Source organism: Nocardia flavorosea NBRC 108225 (assembly GCF_001613385.1).
Classification (GTDB): Bacteria; Actinomycetota; Actinomycetes; order Mycobacteriales; family Mycobacteriaceae; genus Nocardia; species Nocardia flavorosea.
The window spans coordinates 17924-40025 of the sequence record NZ_BDCG01000009.1 but is presented as its reverse complement, the minus strand read 5'-3'; the positions used below and the strand labels follow the sequence as shown (position 1 = coordinate 40025).

17 protein-coding genes are annotated in these 22102 nt (G+C 67.5%); 4 read left to right on the top strand and 13 right to left on the bottom strand.

Going from position 1 to position 22102, the window contains the following annotated elements; translation table 11 throughout:
- Nucleotides 1-8 precede the first annotated feature (8 nt).
- The gene (locus NFL01S_RS10370; RefSeq protein ID WP_245670602.1) at nucleotides 9-1226 is read left to right on the top strand and encodes a cytochrome P450 family protein; all 1218 of its coding nucleotides are present in this window, start codon (nucleotides 9-11) and stop codon (nucleotides 1224-1226) included.
- A 436-nt stretch (nucleotides 1227-1662) separates the two neighbouring features.
- Nucleotides 1663-2931 (top strand): cytochrome P450 family protein, encoded by a 1269-nt coding sequence (locus NFL01S_RS10365; RefSeq protein ID WP_062973900.1) that lies wholly within the window; start codon nucleotides 1663-1665, stop codon nucleotides 2929-2931.
- 355 nt (nucleotides 2932-3286) lie between these two features.
- Here NFL01S_RS10365 and NFL01S_RS10360 read toward each other — a convergent pair whose 3' ends face one another.
- The 3 genes from NFL01S_RS10360 to NFL01S_RS10350 form a co-directional block, all read right to left on the bottom strand.
- Entirely contained in the window at nucleotides 3287-4897 is a 1611-nt protein-coding gene (locus NFL01S_RS10360; protein ID WP_062973898.1) for an ABC transporter permease, read from the bottom strand.
- Nucleotides 4894-5805: an ABC transporter ATP-binding protein gene (locus NFL01S_RS10355; protein WP_062973896.1), complete on the bottom strand. Its 912-nt coding sequence runs from the start codon at nucleotides 5803-5805 to the stop codon at nucleotides 4894-4896. Before NFL01S_RS10355 ends, NFL01S_RS10360 begins: the two co-directional genes overlap by 4 nt.
- 92 nt (nucleotides 5806-5897) lie before the next feature.
- A complete protein-coding gene (locus NFL01S_RS10350) occupies nucleotides 5898-7739 on the bottom strand; it encodes a flavin-containing monooxygenase (RefSeq protein ID WP_062973894.1) in 1842 nt (613 codons plus the stop codon).
- A 166-nt stretch (nucleotides 7740-7905) separates the two neighbouring features.
- Between NFL01S_RS10350 and NFL01S_RS10345 the strand changes: the two genes are divergently transcribed.
- Entirely contained in the window at nucleotides 7906-8919 is a 1014-nt protein-coding gene (locus NFL01S_RS10345) for an SMP-30/gluconolactonase/LRE family protein (RefSeq protein WP_062973892.1), read from the top strand.
- A gap of 10 nt (nucleotides 8920-8929) precedes the next feature.
- On the opposite strand, the gene NFL01S_RS37290 is transcribed toward NFL01S_RS10345, so the two are convergent.
- From NFL01S_RS37290 to NFL01S_RS10305, 8 genes are all read right to left on the bottom strand, one after another.
- Nucleotides 8930-9520 carry a TetR/AcrR family transcriptional regulator gene (locus NFL01S_RS37290; RefSeq protein WP_062973891.1) on the bottom strand — a complete coding sequence of 197 codons (591 nt, stop codon included), beginning with the start codon at nucleotides 9518-9520 and terminating at the stop codon, nucleotides 8930-8932.
- A gap of 86 nt (nucleotides 9521-9606) precedes the next feature.
- Nucleotides 9607-10599 carry an Acg family FMN-binding oxidoreductase gene (locus tag NFL01S_RS10335; protein ID WP_062974161.1) on the bottom strand — a complete coding sequence of 331 codons (993 nt, stop codon included), beginning with the start codon at nucleotides 10597-10599 and terminating at the stop codon, nucleotides 9607-9609.
- Nucleotides 10600-10667: 68 nt separating this feature from the next.
- Nucleotides 10668-11465, bottom strand: a complete 798-nt coding sequence (locus NFL01S_RS10330; RefSeq protein ID WP_157116438.1) for a DUF8176 domain-containing protein — start codon at nucleotides 11463-11465, stop codon at nucleotides 10668-10670.
- Between the two features lie 488 nt (nucleotides 11466-11953).
- Entirely contained in the window at nucleotides 11954-12706 is a 753-nt protein-coding gene (locus NFL01S_RS10325; protein WP_062973887.1) for a L,D-transpeptidase, read from the bottom strand.
- A gap of 119 nt (nucleotides 12707-12825) precedes the next feature.
- Entirely contained in the window at nucleotides 12826-14937 is a 2112-nt protein-coding gene (locus NFL01S_RS10320) for an amylo-alpha-1,6-glucosidase (RefSeq protein ID WP_033241687.1), read from the bottom strand.
- Nucleotides 14934-16085: a glycosyltransferase family 4 protein gene (locus NFL01S_RS10315; RefSeq protein ID WP_245670620.1), complete on the bottom strand. Its 1152-nt coding sequence runs from the start codon at nucleotides 16083-16085 to the stop codon at nucleotides 14934-14936. The genes NFL01S_RS10320 and NFL01S_RS10315 overlap by 4 nt, the downstream gene beginning before the upstream one ends.
- 274 nt (nucleotides 16086-16359) lie before the next feature.
- Complete coding sequence (locus NFL01S_RS10310) at nucleotides 16360-16641, bottom strand: hypothetical protein (RefSeq protein WP_157116436.1); 282 nt, start codon at nucleotides 16639-16641, stop codon at nucleotides 16360-16362.
- Nucleotides 16642-16860: 219 nt separating this feature from the next.
- Nucleotides 16861-17520 carry a cyclodeaminase/cyclohydrolase family protein gene (locus NFL01S_RS10305; RefSeq protein WP_062974159.1) on the bottom strand — a complete coding sequence of 220 codons (660 nt, stop codon included), beginning with the start codon at nucleotides 17518-17520 and terminating at the stop codon, nucleotides 16861-16863.
- 129 nt (nucleotides 17521-17649) lie between these two features.
- Between NFL01S_RS10305 and NFL01S_RS10300 the strand changes: the two genes are divergently transcribed.
- The gene (locus NFL01S_RS10300) at nucleotides 17650-18690 is read left to right on the top strand and encodes an LLM class F420-dependent oxidoreductase (protein ID WP_062973881.1); all 1041 of its coding nucleotides are present in this window, start codon (nucleotides 17650-17652) and stop codon (nucleotides 18688-18690) included.
- Between the two features lie 675 nt (nucleotides 18691-19365).
- On the opposite strand, the gene NFL01S_RS10295 is transcribed toward NFL01S_RS10300, so the two are convergent.
- Entirely contained in the window at nucleotides 19366-19704 is a 339-nt protein-coding gene (locus NFL01S_RS10295) for an STAS domain-containing protein (protein ID WP_062974157.1), read from the bottom strand.
- A 46-nt stretch (nucleotides 19705-19750) separates the two neighbouring features.
- Complete coding sequence (locus NFL01S_RS10290; protein WP_062973879.1) at nucleotides 19751-22090, bottom strand: SpoIIE family protein phosphatase; 2340 nt, start codon at nucleotides 22088-22090, stop codon at nucleotides 19751-19753.
- Nucleotides 22091-22102 lie beyond the last annotated feature (12 nt).

The window sequence follows — 22102 nt, the reverse complement described above, 5'->3', positions numbered from 1 at the left end:
TACGTTCGTTGGAACGCGAAACCATCGTCCTCGATATGGCCGGTGCCGATGTCGTCGGTGAATCCGCCCGGTTGCGTGCCCAAGGCCCGGCGGCGCTGGTGGAATTGCCCGGCGAGGTACCGGCCTGGGCGGTTACCGACGCCGGGGTACTGAAGAGCCTGCTGGCGGATCCCCGGGTGTCGAAGGATCCGCGGCAGCACTGGACGGCGTTCGCCAACGGCGAGATCACCGAGGACTGGCCGCTGCTGCCGTGGATCGCGGTGGAGAATATGTTCACCGCCTACGGTGCCGACCATCGACGGCTGCGCAAACTGGTATCGCCCGCATTCACCCATCGCCGGACCGTGGGCCTGCGGCCGCGGGTCGAGGCATTGGTTGCCGAACTTCTCGGCAAACTGGCCGCCGTCCCGGTCGGTACGGTCGTCGATCTGCGTGAGCACTACGCCTATCCGGTGCCGATCCAGGTGATCACCGAATTGCTCGGGGTTCCGGATACTCTCGGCCCGGGTTTGCGGGTCTGTGTCGACCGGTATTTCGACACCACGATCGGGCAGGATGAGGCCCAGGCCAATTATGTCGAGATGTACGGGCTGGTCACCGAACTCGTGGCCTATCGGCGGGCGAATCCCGGTGACGACATCACCAGTGTGATGATCACGAACCGGGACGAGGACGGTTCGCAACTGGCCGAGAATCAGATCATCGATACGCTGATGCTGGTCATCAACGCGGGGCACGAGACGACGGTCAACCTGCTGGATCAGGCGATCGTCGCGCTACTCACCCATCCCCGACAGCGCGCCGCCGCGCTGGCCGGCGAGATCGGCTGGGCGGACGTCGTGGAGGAGACGCTGCGCTACCAGGCCCCGGTCGCCCATCTGCCACTCCGCTTCGCGGTGGAGGATATCGAGATCGAGGGCCTGCGAATCGGTAAGGGCGAAGCCATCCTCGCATCGTATGCAGCCGCCAGCCGTGACCCGAAGGTGCACGGCGCCACCACCGATACCTTCGACGCGGCCCGCGCGGTCAAAGACCATATCGCCTTCGGGCACGGTGCCCACCATTGCATCGGCGCGCCGCTGGCCCGGATGGAAGGGGAACTGGCGCTACCCGCGCTGTTCCGCCGCTTCCCGAACATGCGGTTGGCGGTGGAGCCGGGCGAGCTGAAGCCGGTGGTGAGTTTCGTTTCCAACGGGCACCAGGAATTGCCCGTGTACTTGTCCTGATACCGGTACCGCCCGCAGGGCGGACTCCTTATGACGGAGTGGAACCCGACCGTGCTGCGCGGCTGCGGTGAGTCGTCGGGCAGCAGAGTCGGCAAGCCTATGTCCACTCGCCGGACGGTATCGACCTGGACGAGTTGCACCGGAATGTGGAATGGAGCGCGGCGTCAGGGGCCGTTCTACTGGGTCTTGGCAGTGCCCGCTGTGTTTGCGCCCTCGTCGCACCGGATCCCGGAGTAGGGAACCGATTGCGCGGCGAACTTCTTCGATGACCACCGGCAATCGCCTGTGCGGTGGCGTCGTGGCCGGTAGCGTACGACGCACAACTTCATTGCTGATGGCTCGTCGCGGACGTCGCTGAACGGGAGGTATGAGTCGGCGGATAGGTCTGCGAACCCGCACTGTCCACCGATTCGTCCGAACCTCGGAGTGTGATGTCTTGACCACAGCGAAAACTGATCGGTACGACGCGGTCGACAGCGTCCCGTTGACCCACGGATCTCCCGTGGACACCGCCGGCCCGCGAATCCCTCTGTACACCGAGCAATTCGCGGCCGACCCGCACAAGGCCTACCGAGAGATGCGGGAACGCTTCGGCTCGCTGGCCCCGGTGGAACTGGCGCCGGGCGTTCCCGCCACCCTGGTGATCGGCTACCACACCGCGGTGCGGATCCTGCACGATCCCGAGCATTTCCCCGCCGACCCGCGCGTCTGGCAACAGGGTGTGCGTGCGGACTGCCCGGTGCTGCCGATGATGGAGTACCGCCCGAATCCGCTGCGTACCGTGGGACACGAGCGAATGCGCTATCGATCGGCCGCGGTCGCGGCGATCGACGGTGTCGATATGCACGAACTACACGCGACCATCGAGGAGATCTCGATCTCGCTGATCAACTCGTTCTGCGCGGACGGCCATTGTGATGTGGTAGGCCAATACGCGTCCCCGCTCATCTTCGCCACCCTCAACGCGATACTCGGCTGCCCGCCCGAGCTCGGGTACCGGGCGGCACAGGGGCTGGCGGCCATGTTCGACACCGTGGACGCGGAAGCGGGTAATGCGACGCAGGCCGATGCTCTGCTCGATCTGGCCCGGCTCAAACGCCTGCGGCCCGGCGACGATATCACCAGCCGCCTGGTGCAGCATCCGGTTCACCTCAGCGACGAGGAGACTCGCCAGCAGCTGGCACTGATGTACGGTGCCGGTACCGAACCGCCGCAGAGCCTCATCTCGAATACCTTGCTACTGATGCTCACCGACGAGCGTTTCGCCGCCACGGTCCTCGACGGCAGCCTGTCCACGCGCGATGCCCTCGACGAGGTGCTGTTCAACGATCCGCCGCTGGCGAACTACTGCATCAGTTATCCGCGTCAGCCTATTCTGATCGACGGTGTCTGGCTACCGGCGCATCAACCGGTGCTGATCAGTATGAGCGCCTGTAACAACGACCCCGCGATCAATACCGGCGGGCTCGCCCACAATCGGTCGCATCTGGCGTTCAGCATCGGCCCGCACAGTTGCCCTGCCCAATCGGTCGCGCTGATGATTGTGCGCGATGCGATCGACCAGCTCCTGGACGCGATCCCGGAGATGCGGCTCGCCGTACCGCGGACGGAACTGCGCTGGCGACCGGGACCGTTCCATCGATCCCTGGTCTCGCTGCCGGTCACATTCCCCGCGAGTCCACCGATACTCACCGGCGGTCGCTGAAGTCGCCTGCCCCGGACTCCCGGGGCCGCGCCTTTCGGTGGGCCGTACGCTGGGCAAGTCGCACAGCACAGGGATTGTCCAGGTATGGGCGGACTCCGGAAGCCGCGAGGATGCGACCGAACGCGGAGCACGTGTGGGTGATCCGCCGCCGCTGACGAATTCGGCTGTACGGAGGCGGTCGGGGCGCACCTCGTCTCCGGTGCGGTGATCACCGTTGTCCGGCCGCGTCCGGACCGGCTGATCGCGGCGCTGGTCCTGCCTGTTGTCGGTCCAGGGGCTGTTCGATATGGCGCCCGCGGTCGTGCCGGAGGCACTCGGGACGCCGAGCGGTAGGTCCGCCCGGCATCCGCTGGGGTCAGTTGGTTTCGAGGTCGCGGCGGCGGAAGCCGAACGCGCCGGCCGCGCAGAGTATCAGCGCGACCGCCAGGGTGATCAATACCGGGGCGAGGTCGAACGACTGGGCCGGGACCAGTGGGATGTTGTCGAACGGTGACAGGCTCATCAGCCAGCCGGGAAATTTCAGGGTGGCACCGAACATCAGGACGACCACGCAGAAGGCCATCGCCAGCCAGGCGGCAGCCGTGGCCCGCGGTGCGAAACCGAACAGGAACAGGGTGATCCCGCCGAGTACCCACACCGCCGGGAGGTAGGTCAGCGCGGCACCGGTCAACGTGATCGCCTGCGACAGATCGCCGGCCAGGATGCCGTAGGTGAGCCCCATCCCGAACCCGCTGAGCGCGAGGACGATCGCCGAACCCGCCAGCATGATCACCGCATGCCCGGACAGCCAGCGCAATCGGGAGAGTTGCGCGGAGAGCAAGGGTTCGGCATGTCCGGCCGTCTCCTCACCGCGTGGACACAAACCGGCGGAGATCGTGTATGCCGAGCCGATGATCACCAATATCGCCACGGCCATCGCGTAGAAGGCGTCGACCACACTGCCCATGTTCTGGCCGAGAACCTGATTCAGATCGATATCGCCCAGCAGATCCTCGACATCATCGCCGATCGTGCCGAAGGCCAGACCGCCGAAGAACATACCCAGCGACCAGCCGATCAGGCCGCCGCGCTGGAGCCGCCAGGCCAGACCGAATGTGCCGTGCAGGGTTTCGCGCGCCCGTGCCGGTCCGGGCCGGGGCGGCAGCAATCCGGCGCCGAAATCCCGCCGGTCCAGCACCCGTGCCGCCACCACCCCGATTCCGGTCGCGACCACCACAGACAGGACGGCCGGCCACCAGATCTCGTGGTCGTAGGGCCGCATGGCCTGTCCCCAGCCCAGCGGCGAGAACCAGGACAGGATGCCGTTGCCGACATCGCCCACCGCGCGCAGCAGATAGGAGATGCCCAGAACCGCGCCGGTGATCGCGTAGGCGGTGCGGGTACTCGCGCTGAGTTGAGCTGCCAGTAGGGCGACCGCGCCGAACACCAGGCCTGCGCAGGTGGCGCCGATCCCCAGCGCGACCGAGCCCGCGACAGGAAGTCCGTAGCCGATCAGGCTGAGCGCGATCGCTGCGCCCAGCACGATATTCGCGACCACGGTCACCCCCGCCGCCGCGCACGACGGGGCGTAACGGCCCACCACACCCGAGCGGATGAGTTCGTCGCGGCCGGACTCCTCGTTGGATCGGGTGTGCCGGCCGATGAGGAACATGCTCATCAGCCCGGCCACCAGCATGCCGAAGGCCGCCGACTGGAAGGCGACCTGGCCTTCGACCGTGTTCAGTACCCGCGGCGGTCCCGCCATCGCGATCATCGCCGCGTTACTGCCCAAACTTTCCGCGAGCGCATCCAGTTCGGCCTGCTCCGGGTAGGCGGCATCCAACGCGACCGCCTGCGACCAGTAGATCAAGGTGCCGGCCGCGATCCAGGCCACCAGCGGCAGGCGTTCCCGTCGTAGCGCGAACCGGGTGAGGACACCGATACCGGTGAATGTGCCCGCATATCGGGCCGAATTCCGCACGGTCACGATTCCGGCACTCCCGCCGCCGCCAGTTCGTCGCCGTAGTGGCGGAGGAACAGTTCTTCGAGAGTAGGGGGCTGGCTGGTCAGTGTGCGGATCCCGAACGGCGTCAGATGGTGCATCACCGCGCCCAGGTCGACAGTATCGACTTGGAAGCGGACCCGGGTGCCGTCGGCGATCAGATCGTGGACGCCGGATAGTTCGTCGAGACCGGTGACCGGACGCTGGGTTTCGGCGTCGATGGAGGTCCGGGTGAGGTGGCGCAGCTGCGTCAGTGTCCCGGATTCCACCGCCCGCCCGTGCCGGATGATGGTCACCCGATCGCACAGTGCCTCGACCTGGGCGAGGATATGGCTGGACAGCAGTACTGTCCGGCCGGCCCGGCGCACCTCCTCCACGCACTCTTGGAATACGGCCTCCATCAAGGGATCCAGGCCGGCCGTGGGTTCGTCGAGCAGCAGGAGCTCCACGTCGGAGGCGAGCGCCGCGACCAAGGCCACTTTCTGCCGGTTTCCCTTGGAGTAGGTGCGGCCTTTCTTCGTCGGGTCCAGGTCGAAACGCTCCAGTAGATCCTTGCGTCTGTTTTCGTCCAGGCCGCCGCGGAGCCGCCCGAGCAGATCGATCACTTCGCCGCCGGTGAGGCCGGGCCACAGGTTCACATCGCCCGGAACGTAGGCGAGCCGGCGATGCAGCTCGGCTGCCTGCGACCACGGATCGCCGCCGAGTATCCGCGCCGATCCGCCGTCGCCCCGCAGCAGACCGAGCAGCACGCGGATCGTGGTGGATTTACCGGCCCCGTTGGGGCCGAGGAAACCATGCACCTCGCCGGTGGAGACCTGCAGGTCCAGGCCGTCCAGAGCGCGAGTGTGGCCGAACTTCTTCACCAGACCGGAGATATCGATCGCGGCTGTCATGGTTGCACCCTATTCCGGTGCCGCCGGGATGCGCGGGTTTTCCGCGCCGGGATATCGGGGGAGCCGGGCCGGGCGTACAGGTGGTGCGCAGGTCAGTGCGTCACCAGATTCGTTCGCGGAGCGGGTTTGCCGGGGGAGTTCCCGGCCCGGAGCGCTTCGTCGATGGATTCTGTCCGCCAGTGGCGCAGCAGTTCGTGGAAAGCGTAGGCACCGTGTGGGTACGCACCCGCTCCGCTGGTGCGCCCGCGCCCCTCCCTGTTGTAGTAGCCGGGGGTGCATTCGGCGTGGAACCATTCGTGGTCCGGGGCATCCTGCGCGAGGATTTCGAGCCAGGCGTCCTCGGCGGCACGGGACGGTTCGACGAGGGCGTGTGCCGCCTCGGCGGCCGCGATGAGGGCGGCGGCGTGGCAGGCCTGTTCATCCAGGATATGGGTGAAATTGACGCTACTGGCGTTCTGCTGGGGGCCCATGTGGATCAGGTTCGGGAACCCGTTGCTGGTGAATCCGTGCAGAGTCCGGACACCGTGCCGGTCCCACGCGTCGAGCAGCAGAGTGCCGCCCCGGCCGCGGACCGGGAGTTTGCCGGAACGGATACCGGAGATACCGACGGAGAAACCCGTGGCGAAGACCAGGCAGTCGAGTGGGTATTCGATACCGTCGACGACGACACCGTTTTCGGTGACCCGCTCGATGCCGTGCGAATCCGCGGTATCGACCAGGGTGACGTTGCTGCGGTTGAACGCAGGATAGTAGTTGTCGGAGAACGTGGGCCGTTTACAGGCGTATCGATACCAGGGCGCGAGTTTTTCCGCCGTCTCCGGATCCGTGACCGTTTGCCGGACGCGGTCGCGGATAGTGTTCATCTTGACGGCGTCGGCCACTTCGTAGGCGGCTTCGAAGGTTTCGCGGTCACCGCGTCGCCGGAAGCTGGGCAACAACTTCTCCAGCAGTCCTGCCGATGCCGTCCACCCGTCGGCCACGAGATCTTCCTCGGCGGTTTCGCCGGAGACGATGCGCAGGAAGTTGTCCCGGCGTTGCCGGGCCCATCCCACGCGGTTCGCGCCGACGTCGCCGGCCGTCGTCCGGCGGTTGGCGCGGACGTCGACGGTGGAAGGGGTGCGCTGAAAGACGTAGAGGTGTGCAGTATCCGCGGCCAGCATGGGAACGACCTGCACACCGGTCGCGCCGGTGCCTACGACGCCCACACGTTTGTCCCGCAGCCCGGTCATCCCGCCGTCCGGCGTGCCGCCGGTGTAGCCGTAATCCCAGCGGGAGGTATGGAAGGTGTGGCCCCGGAAATCCTGGATCCCGGGGATCCCCGGCAATTTCGGTTCGGTCAGTGTGCCGGTGGCGGTGATGACGTACCGGGCCGCGAAAACGTCCCCTCGGTCGGTCGTCACGAGCCAGTGCTCGATGTCGTCGTCCCAGGTCAGGTCGGTGACGGTGGTGGAGAACAGGGCGTCCGCGTACAGGTCGTACCTTTCCGCGATCCGGATGGCGTGGCGCCGTATCTCCTCGCCGGGGGAGTACTTCCATTCGGGCACGTAGCCGGTCTCGTCGAGCAGGGGCAGGTAGACATGGGACTCGATATCGCAGTGGATGCCGGGGTAGCGGTTCCAGTACCAGGTGCCGCCGAAATCGCCCGCCGTATCGATGATCCGGACCCGTTCCACGTTCTGATCGCGTAGGTGCGCGCCCGCCAGGATTCCGCCGAATCCGCCGCCGACGACGGCAACGTCCACGGTGTCGTGCAGCGGCGCGCGTTCGGTCCTCTCGCCCACGTAGGGGTCGGCGGCGTAGTAACCGAATTCGGCGTCGGTGGTGCGGTATTGGCCGGTGTCGTCGGGCCGTACGCGTCGTTCCCGTTCGTGGTGATAGCGGCGCCGTAGTGCCGCGAGGTCGTCGGGGGACGGTGCCGGCGCGGACGGTGTCATGGGCGGGCCTCGATTCTTTCGGCTGTCGGGGGTCCGGCCGTATCTCCGGCGTCCGGCGAACTGCTCTCGGCGGGAGCGGCCTTCGCCTACCGTAACAAGTACCGGACAACAGTGTCCGGATAGGGTTGGCGTGACCACAGCCCACGGACGAAAAGGTGACTCCTCCATGCGACGACCTCGAACCCGATTACTGACGGCTTCGGCCGCACTCGCCATGCTGGTCCTGACCGGGTGCGGTGGCGCAGGCTCCGCCGGCGAACCGGCCCGCAGCGGTGCAGGCCGGATCCTCGCCGCCGAGGAGTTCATGCGCCTGAAAACCGCACCGGCAAAGCACGGAATGACCTTGCTGGAGGGGCCGGCATTCGACCAGCAGGGTGGATTGATCGTCGTCGACGTCCCCGCACCCGCCGGCGAGCCGAAGGTGATGCGGGTCGATATCGACCGGAAGACCTCGCATTCGCTGTTCACCGACGACCGGGGCGCCTACACATCCGCCCAGTTCAGCCCGCACGACGGCCGGCTCTATCTGACCGACTTCGCGCACGGCGAGATCGTCTCGCTGGCGCCCGGCGGCACCGATCGCCGGACCTTCTTCACCGGCCCCGTCGACGGTGCCCGGATGCAGCCCGACGATATCGCCTTCGATCGCGACGGCAACCTCTACATCAGCGACTCCCGCGGCCTCTCCGACGGCGCCGCGATCGGACGGGTGGTACGGATCGACCGGACCGGCAAGAAGGCCACCGTTCTGGCCGATGGTCTGGCCGCGCCGAACGGGATCTCGTTCGACCCGGACTATCGTGGGCTGTGGATCAGCGAATTGATCGAGAACCGAATCTCCTACCTGCACCTCGGCGAAAGGGGCGGGACCGGCCCCCGGCACACGGCCATCCGCGTCGACGGAGGTATCGCCCAGACCGACTCGATCGCCGTGGACGCGGCGGGCAATCTCTACCAGGCCCTGCACGGCCGGGCCGCGATGGCGGTGTACAGCCCCCACGGGGAACGGCTCGCGACAGTCGAGCTTCCGGACGGTACCGAAGGCCTGGAATCGGCGACCAATGTGGCGATCACACCGGGCGCGACCACGGCCTATCTGACCGTCAGCGGTCCCGCCGGTGGTTACCTGTACACATTCGAGGCACTCGCGGAGGGGATCCGCCAGTCGAACGGCGGCTGATGCCGACGCCTTACTCGTCCTCGAACGGGTGCACCGGTCCCACCGTGATACCGAGCAATCGCCAGGCCGCCACCGCCCGGCGCTCACGTTCCTGCGGAGTGGGACCGGTGGCGGCGCCGGAAACCATGGCGATGGCCAGCATGAGATCGTCCGCGCTCAGCCGATGATCCGCCGGTAGGCAGTTGCGCAGGGCGGTCTCGACTCGTTCGGACAGCTTCCGGGACCACGCACGGATATCGGCGCGGTCGTTCATCCCGTGGTGCAACAGGCCGATGAACGCGGCGGACTGCGTCTGATGCCAGGTCACCACCCCGAGCACTGTGTCGAGAGAGGTGCCCTCGACCGCGGCCGCCCCCTCGATCTCCCGCACGTTCTTCTCCAGGACCGCGGCCGCGATGGCCTCCCGGTCGGGAAAGTGCCGATACAGCACGCCCTGCCCGACCCCGGCCCGGCGGGCGATCGCCGAAAGGGGAGCGTCCAAGCCCTGTACCGCGAAGATTTCCCGGGCCGCGGCAATCAGGGCCGCCCGGTTGTGGGCGGCAGCCTTCGGTCCGCGGTTCGCGGGCCGCCGCTCCTGCGGAGCGGGCTGCTGGGTCGTCATCACGACAGAGTAACGGGTGGCCGGCCGAGACGAATGGACTCCGCTGCCCGATGTTCCACGCGCCTGTGAACCGGTCGGCCGGCGGGTCACCCGAACCGGTGCAGATCCAGGAAATCGCCGACCGGGCGGCGTGGTGTCGGCGGCTGGGCGGCGGTGGTGGGCGCCGTACCGACCCGGACGACCACCTGCGGTTCCACCCGACCGGGTACGAGGTTGGCGATGGCGCGGCGGCTCGCCGGGACCTCCGTGATGTGGGTCAGCGGACAGGTGGCCAGGCCCGCGGCCGTACATTCGAGCAGCACCGCGGACAGGGCCTCGCCGGCCCGTAACCACTGGGCGGGCGTGTCCGCGGCCGATCCGAGCACCAGCAGTTGCGACGCATCGGTGAGCTCGCCGCGCCGTAGCGACGGCGGCGCGGCCGGAAAGGCCCGGCCCACGCCCACCTGGGCGAGTTCCGCGGCCGAGATCAGCGCCGAGATCGGAACACCGTCGGCGGGGGAGTCGTTACCCGCCCACCAGTGCAGTTCGTTCAGGTACTGCGGATCGTAGGCCCGCAGGGCCGCGGACTGCGCGGACGCGGCGGCCAGCCGGAGGCGGGCAGACGCCTCGAGCACGGTGACGGTGACCTCGTAGGCTGCGGCTACTTCCCGCAACGTGGGCTCCACCCGCTCCCAATCGCGCGGTGGCAGCATCGGCAGCCGGTCGGTATAGCGGCGGTCGATGGCCTCCGCGCGCGCCCGGACGGTATCGGAAACATCCTGTGCGGGATCGAAGTCGATCTCGGCGAGATGGTCCGCGGCAGTATCGGGCAACCGGATCACCCGGGTGGACCAGCCTGCCGCCCCGAACGCGGTGCGGATATGGTCCAGCAGGGCGCCGCAGCTGATGATCAACTGCCGGCCCTGCGGATCTGCCGAGGACAACCGCCGGTAGGTATCGCCGTACAACTGCAGCCGGTGGCCGTCGAAGACCAGCCGCCAGGGTTGGGTGTTGTGGACCGAGGGGGCGCGGCGAGCGAGCGAGAGAGCGGCCTGCACCGTCGGATGGTCGGGAACCCGAGCCGTACCGATAGCGTCCATCTTCCGAGTCTGCCCGGCGGTACGGCCGCCGACCACCGCCTGCGGAGATCCGGACCGAATCGTGGCGGTCAGGGCATAGGGCCGATACCGGTGATCAAGGTTCGGTCACCGATTCGCATCGTGGTCACCAGTTGCGGGTTGTATCCCAGTGGCGCCGATCCGGGCCGGTGTTCGGTGACGACCACGGTGTATTGGCCGACGAAGGCACCCGGCGTGATCTGGATACAGTGCGTTGTACCGGCCGGGATCGTATCGATACCGTGCTGGATATCGGCGGCGGGCGGGACTGCGGCGTCCGGAGCGACCACGGTCCGCGCCTGCTCACCGGACCGGGTCACGTAATAGGCGTGCTGGAAGCCGAAGATGGCGTCGGTTCCGGAACCGGTGCCACCGGGCCCGTTGCCCTGCACCGTGTTGCCGATGCGCTCGGCCGGGCAGTTCGGGTCCGCTGCCGGTGGAACCTCCGGTGCCCGGGATGTGGGTGGATTCGCCGCCGTGGATGATTCGCCGGCTCCCACCACCGCGAATTGCACGTAGGCGGCGGTTCCGAGAGCCGCGACCCCCGCCACACCCAGCAGTACCGGGAGGAGGCGGGTTCGTCCAGGGGTGCGGCTGGTGTGGGCGGTTACCGGTAACGGCGCGGGCACCTCGCGGGGTGTCAGGCGGGCTCGCAGCCGTTCCCGCGCGGTGGCCGGCGCGGCAGTCGCGTCCGGCTCCGGTGCGTTCGCCACCGAGCCGTCCGGTTTCTCCGCCGGAACGTCATCGGCCGGTTGTCCGTCGTCCCATGGCGCCGATCCTGTGTCGGTGGCATACGATTCCGCGGGCTCGCCGCCGGGGCGTGGTGGATAGCCGTCCGAAGACATCATCCAGTCCGCCCAATTGCCCTCGTACCGGGCATTCGGGGGGTGTTCGGCCGTAGGGGACGAGAAACGATCGGGTGTGCCCGGTTCGGGAGAGGGCGTCGAGTAACCGGCCCGCTTCGGTGGCAGCGGCTCCGGTTCGGTCGGGTGGTGACTGCCCACGTCCGGTAGTCGTGGGATCGGCACCGTCGGCATGGGGTCGGCCGGAGCATCGGCCCCGTAACCGGGTGTGGGGCCGGGAGACGCCGGGGGGAGGGGGCCGAACCCGCCGCGATGTTCGGTCCGCTCCTCGCCGGAGTCCGGCAACGGATGCCCCGGGGAGCGACTCCGGTCCGCAGCACCGGTGTAACGGCCGGAGTGGCTCTCCCCGTCGGTGCCGGGTCCCGGCGGTGGTCGGTCCATCACGCGGTCCCCTTCATCGATTCACTGCGCGCGCTCGCTGTCCATTGTTCTAGTGGATCCGCGGGCGCGGCGCAGCACAGGGCCGTAGCGGCTCACCAGTGAATGTTCACCGGATCGCCGATACCGACGTTCTCGTAGTACCAGGCCGCGTCACCGGGCGCCAGATTGATACACCCGTGGCTGACATTGGAATTCCCCTGTTGACCCACCGACCACGGTGCGGAATGGACGAAGACACCGCCCCACGTGAGCCGTACCGCCCATTCGCCGTCGATCAGGTATCCCTCCGGCGAATCCAGCGGGATCCCGATGGTACGGGAATCGAAGATGAGGTTGCGGAACTTCTCCAGTACCGGGTAGGTGCCGGTCGGGGTTTCGAACCCGGGCTTACCCATGGACGCCGGCATGGTCCGCACCACGTGGCCGCCCATGGAGACGGTGAAGGTGTGGGTGGACATGTTCGCGTCGGCGACGACTCCGCCGTTGGTGTGGAACTGGGTGCGCTGATCACCGAAATCCACGGTGAATGTGGTGTTCGCCGGGAGAAATCCGCTGGGCGTCCAGGTCAGTTCCCGGTCGCCGTGCCAGGAATAGGTACCGGGCAGCGGCCGATCGGCGGTGACCGACAGCGTTTTCTCCGCGCGGGCCCGGTCGGTGACCGGATCGGAAAACCGGACGGTAACCGGGTGGGCGATTCCGACGACCGCGCCGTCGGCCGGCGCGACCGAGGTGACCGCGGTGGAGCCGGTAACGCCTGCGGTCATGGCGTTCGCCCCCGCCGGGACGACGATCAGTGACAGTGCGATCGCGAGAGCCAGAAACAGATGCCGGGCAACAATATTCATGGTTCCACCCCTTATGGAGGACTGGTGGACAGACGTCCATCCTAAGGGGCCATGATCAACTAAACCAGCCAGGATATCGTCCCGGCACCTGTTTGCGATGTAGACACACCGGGCGATTGCTATTCGGTGACAAGTTTCCAGTCATCGGGTAGCCCGTGGACATGCATGGTGGAGCCTTCGGCATGAATGCTCACCGTGGCCGGACCCAGCCGCAGGTCGGTCAGCCCGACTTTGCCCCATTCCCGCGGAAGTTGCGGGGTCACCCGCAGGGTGCGCGTCGGCGCACACGGGGACAGCCCCAGGAAGGAGCGCACCAGCAGCAGCGGGGCGGCGCTGGCCCAGGCCTGCGGAGAGCAGGAGGTGGGGTAGGGGACCGGTGAACGGAAATCGGTCCGGGCGAAACCACAGAACAATTCGGGTAACCGTCCGCCGAATTCACCGGCCGCGTCGAGCAGTCCGGTGGTGAGTCGTTCGGCCAGTTCACTCGCACCCGGAATATGCCGATACCGCAACAGTCCGGCCACGGCGATGGCGGTGTCGTGCGGCCACACCGAGCCGTTGTGATAGCTCATCGGATTGAAGGCGCCCATCGAGGAGGCCAGGGTGCGCAGCCCGAAACCGCTGTCCATGGCCGCATCGGCGAGCCGTTCGATCAGCTCGGCGGCCCGTTCGTCGGAAACGATACCCGTCCACAGGCATTGCGCGGCGTTACTGGTCAGGGCGTCGACCTGGTTCTTCTGGCCGTCCAGAGCTACCGCGTACCAGCCGTTCTTGGCGACCCAGAAGGCCTCGTCGAACTGTGCCTTGAGCGTTTCGGCCTGTTCGCGCAGACGTTCCGCGGTGCCCGTATCGCCGAAGTACTCGGCGAGCTGGGCGCGGGCCCGGCGCGCGGCGTACACATAGCCCTGGACCTCGCACAGCGCGATGGACGGTTCGGCCAGATGACCGGTCGCGTCGTTGATCGCGTCGAAGCTGTCCTTCCAGCCTTGGTTGCTCAATCCGCGGTCGGTTTTGCGACGGTATTCGACGAACCCGTCGCCGTCGCTGTCACCGTATTCGTCGATCCAGGCCAGCGCCGCGTCCGCTGCCGGGAGCAGTTCGCGTACCACCGCGTCTCCGGCGCCCCAGCGCCAGCATTCGGCCAGCAGCATGACGAACAGCGGTGTGGCGTCGACCGACCCGTAGTACACGGTGCCGCCGAGGACCTGTCCGCTGGCCGGGCCGTGCCGCATCTCGTGCATGATGCGCCCCGGCTCCTCCTCGGTGATCGGATTGACTTTCGTGCCCTGTAGATCCGCCAGCCGCCGCAGGGTGCCGACCGCGAGCGCCGAATCCAGGGGCAGCGCCATCCAGGAGGTGAGCAGACTGTCCCGGCCGAACAGCGCCATGAACCAGGGTGCGCCCGCTGCCACATAGGCCGGTGCGCCGTCGGTACTGCCGTCGATACGCAGGGCGCCCAGATCGCTCTCGGTGCGTTGCAGGACATCGGACAACGACGGATCGGTGGCGGTGAGATCGGTGGCGGTAGCCCGCCACGCCTTCAGCCGGCTGATCGGGCTGTCCTCGTCGTCACCGAAAGCCATCTGCACCCTGCGGTGCGAGACCACGGGCTGGGCCAGGATTTCGGTATCCCAGCGGCCCCGCGCCGGCACCACCACCTGCCAGGTGATGGTGCCGGGCAGCATGACCGCCCCGCCGGTGGCGGTGACGGTCAGGCCGCGGCCGGGTTCGTTGTGGTCGGTCAGATGCAGATCGCCGTCGACAGCGTTGTGTTCGGCGCCGCCGCCGTGATTACGACCCTCCTTCACCGCGAACAGATCCGCGAAGTCGGAGTCGACGAACAGGGTGATGGTCATCGCCGTGTCCTCGTGTCCGAGGTTGTGTACGGAGATGGCCTCTTTGAGCCCGTTGCCGATGAGCCGGCGGCGGACCACCAGCACTGTACTGTCGGCGACCCCGGCCCGTGGGGGTTTACGCAGGATGAACCGGCCCTTGAACGCCTCCGGCGTGAGTACCGTGAGATGTTCGGCGGGCTGGCCGTCCAGGCGCAGTTCCCAGCGCGAGATCACCCGCGCATCGCGGTAGAACAGTCCTTGCGAAGTGCCGGAATGGATATCGCCGAGTGGGTCCGACAGGCAGAAAGTGCTTGCCTCGACCAGGGTGACCGTCCCCCCGCCGCCATTGATGGCGGCGGGCTGGCCGGAGTTGAGAATACTCGGCGTTGCATTCATGCCCTACTCCATACCGGTGTCGTGCCGGCGTCGGCGCGGATCGCGGGTACCGCGGTGCGGCGCATACCGACGGCGGACAGTGCCTGGCCCCTGCTGTGGGCCTCGTCCCATGCATCGAGTATGCGGTAATAGGCGGCCTCGTAGCCCGCACCGAGCTGATCCACCCCGAAATAATCTTCGACGCGGCGGCGGCAGGCGTGCGGATCCAGTTCGCTCGCTTTCGCGATGGCGGCGGGTAATTCGTCCGGATGATCGCAGATGATGCCGGTGACTCCGTCCTCGATCACCTCCTCCACCGCACCGCCACGCAACGCCACCACCGGGGTTCCGCAGGCCATGGCCTCGATCATCACGATGCCGAAGGGCTCTTCCCAGCGGATCGGGAACAGCAGGCAGCGCGCACCGGCCAGTAGTTCGCGTTTGGCGACCGCATCGGCTTCCCCGAAGATGTGGTCGTTGTCGGTGAGCAGCGGCTCGATTTCCTTGGCGAAGAACGCCTTCTCCGGCGGCTCGTTGCACTTACCGGCCAGGACGAGTTTGATCCCGGCCTCGTGTGCGGCCCGCAAGGCCAGCTGCGGTCCCTTGTACGGGGCGTAACGGCCGAGGAACAGGGCGTAGTCCTGCTTCTCGGTGCGGAACGGCCACTCGCTCGGGCGCAAAGCGTTGTGCACCCGGCCGATCCAGTTGAAACTCGGCGCGAGCTCCCGCTGCCGATCACTGATCGCCACCAGACGGGTGTGCTCGTCGAGAGCTCCGTAGTACTCCCACATATCGTTGTCGACCGGCCCGTGCACGGTGACCGCAGTCGGGATGCCCAGGTTCTCGTAGGCGGGGGCGTTCAGGGGGCCGGCGAAAGTGTGGTCGTGAATGATGTCGATATGGCGCGAGCGGGCCAGTTTCTCCACCATGCGCCGCACTTTCAGGGCGTTGACGACTTCGGGGAACGGGTCGCCCAGCCGTTCGGCCTGCGTGGTCTCCCAGACCGGTACGAATTCTGCTTCCGTACCGGGCTTTCCGGCGCCCAATAGCGTCACCCGGTGCCCGCGCGCGACCAGAGTGTCGGCGAGTTCGGCCACCACGGCCTCGACGCCGCCGTAACCGGCTGGGGGCACATCGAAATACGGGGGCGCGACCAGCACGATGTTCAAGGGGTGGTTACGCCCGGCCCCGCCGAAGCGGGCGCGCCGGGGTTTTCGCGCCGGAGTATCCGATTCGGATTCCGAATTCGTGAATATGGTGCTCAACTTTCCTCCTCGTTTTGTGGCCGCACGACAGTTGTCGAGCGCCGCCCGGCCAATGGGTGGAGCTGATCACGAACCATTCGTTGGGAGCGCGTGGAGCTATCGAAAGCACGCCGAAATATCCCGGCGGGCAGAATGAAGCGCGGCATGCGGGGCTGTTCGCCTCCGCCGCGCGGGAATATCAATCGCCGTAACGGACCGAACGGCCGGGCGAAATACCGAAAGCAGGCCGGTCCGGCGGTGCGGCGATGGCCAGGGTGAGGCCTGCGCGTCTGCGGACCAGACATTCGGGAGAACAGAGTCTGTGGATATCGTGGGCGCGCCGGGCCTGGCCCGGTGTCAAAGTGCCCGGATCCGCCGAACAGTCGGCGATATTGGAGACGACTCCGTGTTCGGTGATGACATCGATTCCCGGCTCAGAGACTTCCGCCGCTACCGGCGTCGATGTGTACCCGATCCTCACCGTTACCTCCTGCACTCGTCGAGCTGGAGCAAACAGTTCCCGGCCACCGGAACTCCGCCGGCCGGTCTAGCCGATGGTGCCTGGGTCGAGCGGTGGAGCGCTGTGAATATCTCCGAACGCCGCCCATTCTACGCGTACCTGTCTTGCTGCTGATATCTCGAATAATCCCAGTTCGGCATATACCTGGTTAATTCGCGCGTGCGGATATGTGCACGCGTTTCAGGTACGGACCGTATGGAGCACTTCCTGGTGTAGCGAATCCGCGCGTGCGGTGATTTCCGAAATCCGGCCGAGGACCTCGGTGAATGCCGCGGCGCGCGCGGCCGGAAGTGAACCCAGATTGATCTCGATATTCAGTTGTGAGGTCACCGCGGCGGCCCGTGCGGCCGCTCCCGCAGCGCCGATATCGGTGACTACATTCGGGTTTCCGATCGGCAGCAATTCGGCTGCGAGGGCCAGTACACCGTCGGCCGCCTCGACCACGGCCGCCGGGACCCGGGCGGCCTCGAGCAGTGCCGCCTCGATCGCGGCGCCCCGCTCGGCCTTCTCGCTCTCGGATTCCTTGGGCAGCTTGTAGGCCGCTCCTACCGCGGTGAAGGCCGCGGCGTCGGCGTCGGCGAGAGCGAGCGCGCGCTCACGGGCCGCGTCGGCCGCCTCGATGATCCGGTCGACGACCGGCCGGTGCTCCGCGTCCTTGGCTCGGGTGGTGTACCGCGCAACCATGGCGACCAGTGCCGCACCCTGGGCCGCATGTAGTGCGGCGACCGCGCCGCCGCCCGGTGCGGGCACCTTCGCCGCGAGTTCGCCCAGGTAGTCGCCGATCGGCGACCCGCCGAAACCGGCTTCGGTGGGTTGGTGCGATTGGGTGGGCTGCGACACGATCAGGCCTTTCTCGACACGGTAGCTCGAAGTTAGCTGCACTGCGCACGGGCTTACTGCCCTCAACCTACCGCGTTCCCCGGCGTGGCCGGTGCCGGGCCACCCCGTAGCCGGGTTTATGTTGAGGGCATGCGGATCGGATTGAGCATCAACTATTCGGGCGGCTTCACGGAAGCCGCGGCCGAAGTGGCCGATTTGGAACGGGCCGGCCTGGATATCGTGTTCGTCCCCGAGGCGTACTCGTTCGACGCGGTGAGCGCCCTGGGCTACCTGGCAGCCAAAACCTCCCGGCTGCAACTGGCCTCGGGAATCATGCAGCTCTACACCCGCACGCCCACGCTGACCGCGATGACCGCGGCCGGGCTCGATTTCGTTTCCGACGGTCGTTTCGTGCTCGGCCTGGGCGCTTCCGGTCCGCAGGTCATCGAGGGTTTCCATGGCGTCCCCTACGATGCGCCGATCGGGCGTACCCGCGAGCTGATCGAGATCTGCCGCAAGGTATGGCGCCGCGAACGGCTCACCTACCAGGGCAAGTACTATCAGATCCCGCTTCCCGAAGGCGCCGGTACCGGGCTCGGCAAGCCGTTGAAACTGATCAACCATCCTGTCCGCGAACGTATCCCGGTGCTGCTGGCCGCGCTCGGCCCGAAGAATGTCGCCCTGGCCGCGGAAGTAGCCGAAGGCTGGCAGCCGATCTTCTTCCTGCCCGAACGTGCCGACGCCGTCTTCGGTGACGCCCTGCGCGCGGGCGCACAGAAACGCGACCCCGAACTCGGCCCGCTCGACGTCTACGCCGGCCCCGCGCTGGCGATCGGCGAGAACGTGGAGCCGCTCCTGGAGTTCGTCAAACCCATGCTCGCGCTCTACATCGGTGGTATGGGCGCCAAAGGCAAGAACTTCTACCACACCCTCGCCACCAAGTACGGCTACGGCGCCGAGGCCGACCGTATCCAAGAGCTGTACCTCGCGGGGAAGAAGGACGAGGCGACCCAGGTCGTCCCCGACCAGCTGGTCCGGGATGTCTCGCTGATCGGCCCGGCCGGATACGTCAAGGAACGTATCGCCGCCTTCGCCGAAGCCGGCGTCACCGTCCTCAATGTCGCGCCGCTGGCGGCCACGCCGGCCGACCGGGTCGCGCTGATCGAACAGCTCCGCACCCTCTGCGACTGACGTGCTGAGCCCAGCCGGATACGTAAGGCGGACGACGACCTCCTGCGCCCGGCTGGAATGCTTTTCCGGGCATGCTGTCCGTATCGCCGGTTGCGGTGGCGATGAACCTCGGCGGCCGCAGGTGGTACGGCAGATCGGCATGGCGGTCAGGGGGGATATTCGGCGTGGCTGGGCCTGTCCGCGGCGCCATGGCCCTGAGGCCCGGGACGGTGAAGCGAGCCGAGGCCCGCGGTCCGGTCTCGGCGGGGAACGGCAGACCGAGGAGCCCACGAGTTCCGCCGTATCGCCGATTTGGGCAGTCGGGAGAGTCCACAGAGTCGGGCCCGGTCGATTCGGGCCCGGCCAACTCCGCCCCGCGAACGGCTGGCCGGCTCGGTCGGTTGACGGGCTGGCAAGGCGATCCGGTGTACCGGAAAGCTCCGGCATATCGCCGACTCGACATCTCTGTGGAACTTCGCTCGGCTGTCCGGGCGTGACCGCGAAAGCGGGCCGTGCAGGTTTCGCCCGAATTCGGGATGCTGTGGTCCGCGCATCCCGGGATGCGCGGACCCTGTCCTGTCGCGGCGGCGACGAAAGGGAGGAGATTCGAATCGCCGGTGACGGGAATCGGGGTGCCGCACCCCCCGGCGGCCGCCCGTCGTCGTGCCGGGTGGGTCGCCGGAGCGTCGGTGGGGGTCAGGCCCTCCGGGCGCTCGCGAGCGCGTCGTCGAGGGTGGAATGCAGGTCGAAGACCTGGTCCAGTGCCGTCATCTTGAGTTGACGGCTGGTAGCCGGGCCCTCGGCGACCAGAGCGATGGTGGTTTTGTCCCCGGCGCGCTGATGTGCGGCGACCAGAACGGCCATCCCGGCCGAAGCCAGGAAGCTCACGGCCGCGAGGTCGATGACCAGATGGTCCGTACCGGCGTCGAGTGCCGCGTCGATCGCGGTCTCCAGGGCGGGTGCCGTGGCGAGATCTACCTCGCCGGTCACCGTGAGCACGGTGACGTCGTCGTGGTCGGCGACCGAAGTCGTCATGGTATCCGTCAGTGGGTTCGCGTCCGGGGAAGAGTTCGTCACATCATCACAATCTGCCATGGGCCTCTCGATCTCGCTGCATCGTACCCCCGCGGGAACGGTTGTTCGTTCCGCGCAGGGCGCTGGCCACCGGGAACGTGATCGCCGGCAGGGTTACCGACATCCGAACCCGGGTGCCGGGACCCGGGTGGTCGATCTCGAGTTCCTCGGTGAGTGCCCGCATCATATCGATTCCCCGGCCTCGCGGGCCGGGGTCCGCGGGGCGGGGCCGCCATGTCCCGGTATCGGTGGTTTCGATGACCACCCGGTCACCGGCGCATTCGGCCGTGATCACCACCCGCTCGGTATCCGCGGCGCCGTCCTGATAGGCGTGTTCGATGCTGTTGCTGCATGCCTCGTTGGTCGCGGCGACCAGATCGGCGGTCAGGTTGTGCGGGACCGCGGCCGCGGACAGCCAGGCCGTGAGGGTACGGCGCAGCATGGTCAACCGGTCGGGTCGGGCGGGTAGGTCCAGTTTCAACGGTTCCGGGGGCTGGCGGTAGACCACCATGGCGATATCGTCGTCGTATCCGCCGTCCGGCCGCAGGGCCGAAAGTACCGAATCGGCCACCTCGCGCGGCAGTTTCTCGGCGGTATCGGCCAGAGTTTCGGCAATCTTCGTGAAACCCTCGTCGATATCCTCGCCGCGGCGTTCCACCAGCCCGTCGGTGAACAACACCAGGGTCGATCCCGGTGGCAGGGGAGTGGTGGCCTCGGGGCGGCGCAGCGTTTCGAAGGTCGCCAGGGGAACGGATCGGCCGCCCTCGAGTAGCCGGCCGGTTTTGTCCACATCGGCCAGGATGGGCGGCATATGCCCGGCATTGCTGTAACGGACCAGCCCGCGTACCGGGTCGAGGACCGCCGCGCAGACGGTGGTACACAAGGCGCCGGGGATACGAGCGGCCACCGGATCCAGTTCGGTGAGCAACTGCGCCGGCCCGGCGCCGCGTAACAGCAGTGCGCGGGCGGCGGTACGGAGCTGACCCATCACCACGGCCGCGGACAATCCGCGACCCACGCAGTCACCGACCACGACCCCGATGGTCCCGTCCGGTAGCGGCACCACGTCATACCAGTCGCCGCCGATCTCGAGCGGCGGCAGCGCGGGCTCGTAATGCACCGAGAAGCGGGGTGGGAGTTCGATCGGGCCGAGCATGGCCCGCTGCAGGGTCAGCGAGGTCGAGCGGGCCTGGTCGAAGTTGCGTGCTCGCTGTACGGCGAGACTGAGATGTCCGATGAGCAGCGAGAACAGTGTCCAATCAGCGGCATCGACCACCCGCGGTACGGCGAACCGCAACCAGAGGGCGGCATCCCCTGTTTCACCCAGCGGTGCCACGATCCCCTCCGCGCTGCCCGCGCCCTCGGGGACGGCGATGAGGGTGCGCCCCGGGCGCAGGCGCGCGCGTTTGAGAATGGCCTCGGTGGCGGGTTCGAGGCCGGTGGCGCTCGCCTCCCCGGACCCGCTGGGCGGTGTCCCGGAGACGTACACCTCCGGCGCCTGATGTGCGGCCCAGACGGCCACCACCGCGGTTTCCGCGCCGACCGTACGCCGCAGTTCGTCGAGCCCCACCTCGAGCACCTCGGCCACCGTGGTCGCCGCGGCGAGAGCGGTGGCGAGGCGGTTGGCGGCCTGGTCGCGGGCCTGGGCGTCGTGCTCGGCGGTGACATCGCGGACGGTACCGACGAAAATATGTTCCTCGCCGTCCGGTTTCACCAGTGCGCTGGTGCTCACCCCGATCCAGCGGCGCCGGCCGTCCCGATGCTGGATCGGCACCACGAACCGGGATGCCTCGGTCCCGAGATCGGGGTAGCGCGGCCCCTCCGGTATCGACCACGGATGCGGAATCGGGTAGGGCACGCCCCACGCGCCGTATCCGGTGAGCTCACCGAACGCCTTGTTGACCTCGATGATCGTGCCGCGGGCGTCGGCGACGAAGAAACCGTCCTGTAGCGATTCCACCAGGGCCGTACGGAATTCGTCACGTCCGGCGAGATCGTCGGCACGGGAACGCTGCTGTTCGTAGCGGCGAGTGCCGTCGAGGTAGCCGCGGGTGGCCACATCGAGGGTGATCAAGGTCTGCAACAGGAATTCGAGCGCGTTCTCGGCCAGCGGGCTGTCGGCGCGGGCGGCCCCGGTGGCAGCAGTTTCCTGCGCGTCCGCTTCCAGCTGCACCTGTTTCGCCACCCGGAAGTGGTGCTCGGTGAGGTCGAGGAGACTGATCCCCTCCACGAGCGCGCGCCGGCCTAGTTCGTGCGCCTCGGCCAGCCCGTCGCGTTCGGGCGCGGCGAGATGACGCCGTAGGGCATCGGCGTAGGTGTCGAGGAACGCCGTCAGGATCTCGCTCATATCCTGCCCCGG

Bases quoted from the DNA above. Each gene is read 5' to 3' on its own strand.
- NFL01S_RS10355 (WP_062973896.1), bottom strand. From the start codon at position 5,805: ATGACAGCCGCGATCGATATCTCCGGTCTGGTGAAGAAGTTCGGCCAC.
- NFL01S_RS10350 (WP_062973894.1), bottom strand. From the start codon at position 7,739: ATGACACCGTCCGCGCCGGCACCGTCCCCCGACGACCTCGCGGCACTA.
- NFL01S_RS10345 (WP_062973892.1), top strand. From the start codon at position 7,906: ATGCGACGACCTCGAACCCGATTACTGACGGCTTCGGCCGCACTCGCC.
- NFL01S_RS37290 (WP_062973891.1), bottom strand. From the start codon at position 9,520: ATGACGACCCAGCAGCCCGCTCCGCAGGAGCGGCGGCCCGCGAACCGC.
- NFL01S_RS10335 (WP_062974161.1), bottom strand. From the start codon at position 10,599: ATGGACGCTATCGGTACGGCTCGGGTTCCCGACCATCCGACGGTGCAG.
- NFL01S_RS10330 (WP_157116438.1), bottom strand. From the start codon at position 11,465: ATGATGTCTTCGGACGGCTATCCACCACGCCCCGGCGGCGAGCCCGCG.
- NFL01S_RS10325 (WP_062973887.1), bottom strand. From the start codon at position 12,706: ATGAATATTGTTGCCCGGCATCTGTTTCTGGCTCTCGCGATCGCACTG.
- NFL01S_RS10320 (WP_033241687.1), bottom strand. From the start codon at position 14,937: ATGAATGCAACGCCGAGTATTCTCAACTCCGGCCAGCCCGCCGCCATC.
- NFL01S_RS10300 (WP_062973881.1), top strand. From the start codon at position 17,650: ATGCGGATCGGATTGAGCATCAACTATTCGGGCGGCTTCACGGAAGCC.
- NFL01S_RS10295 (WP_062974157.1), bottom strand. From the start codon at position 19,704: ATGACGACTTCGGTCGCCGACCACGACGACGTCACCGTGCTCACGGTG.
- NFL01S_RS10290 (WP_062973879.1), bottom strand. From the start codon at position 22,090: ATGAGCGAGATCCTGACGGCGTTCCTCGACACCTACGCCGATGCCCTA.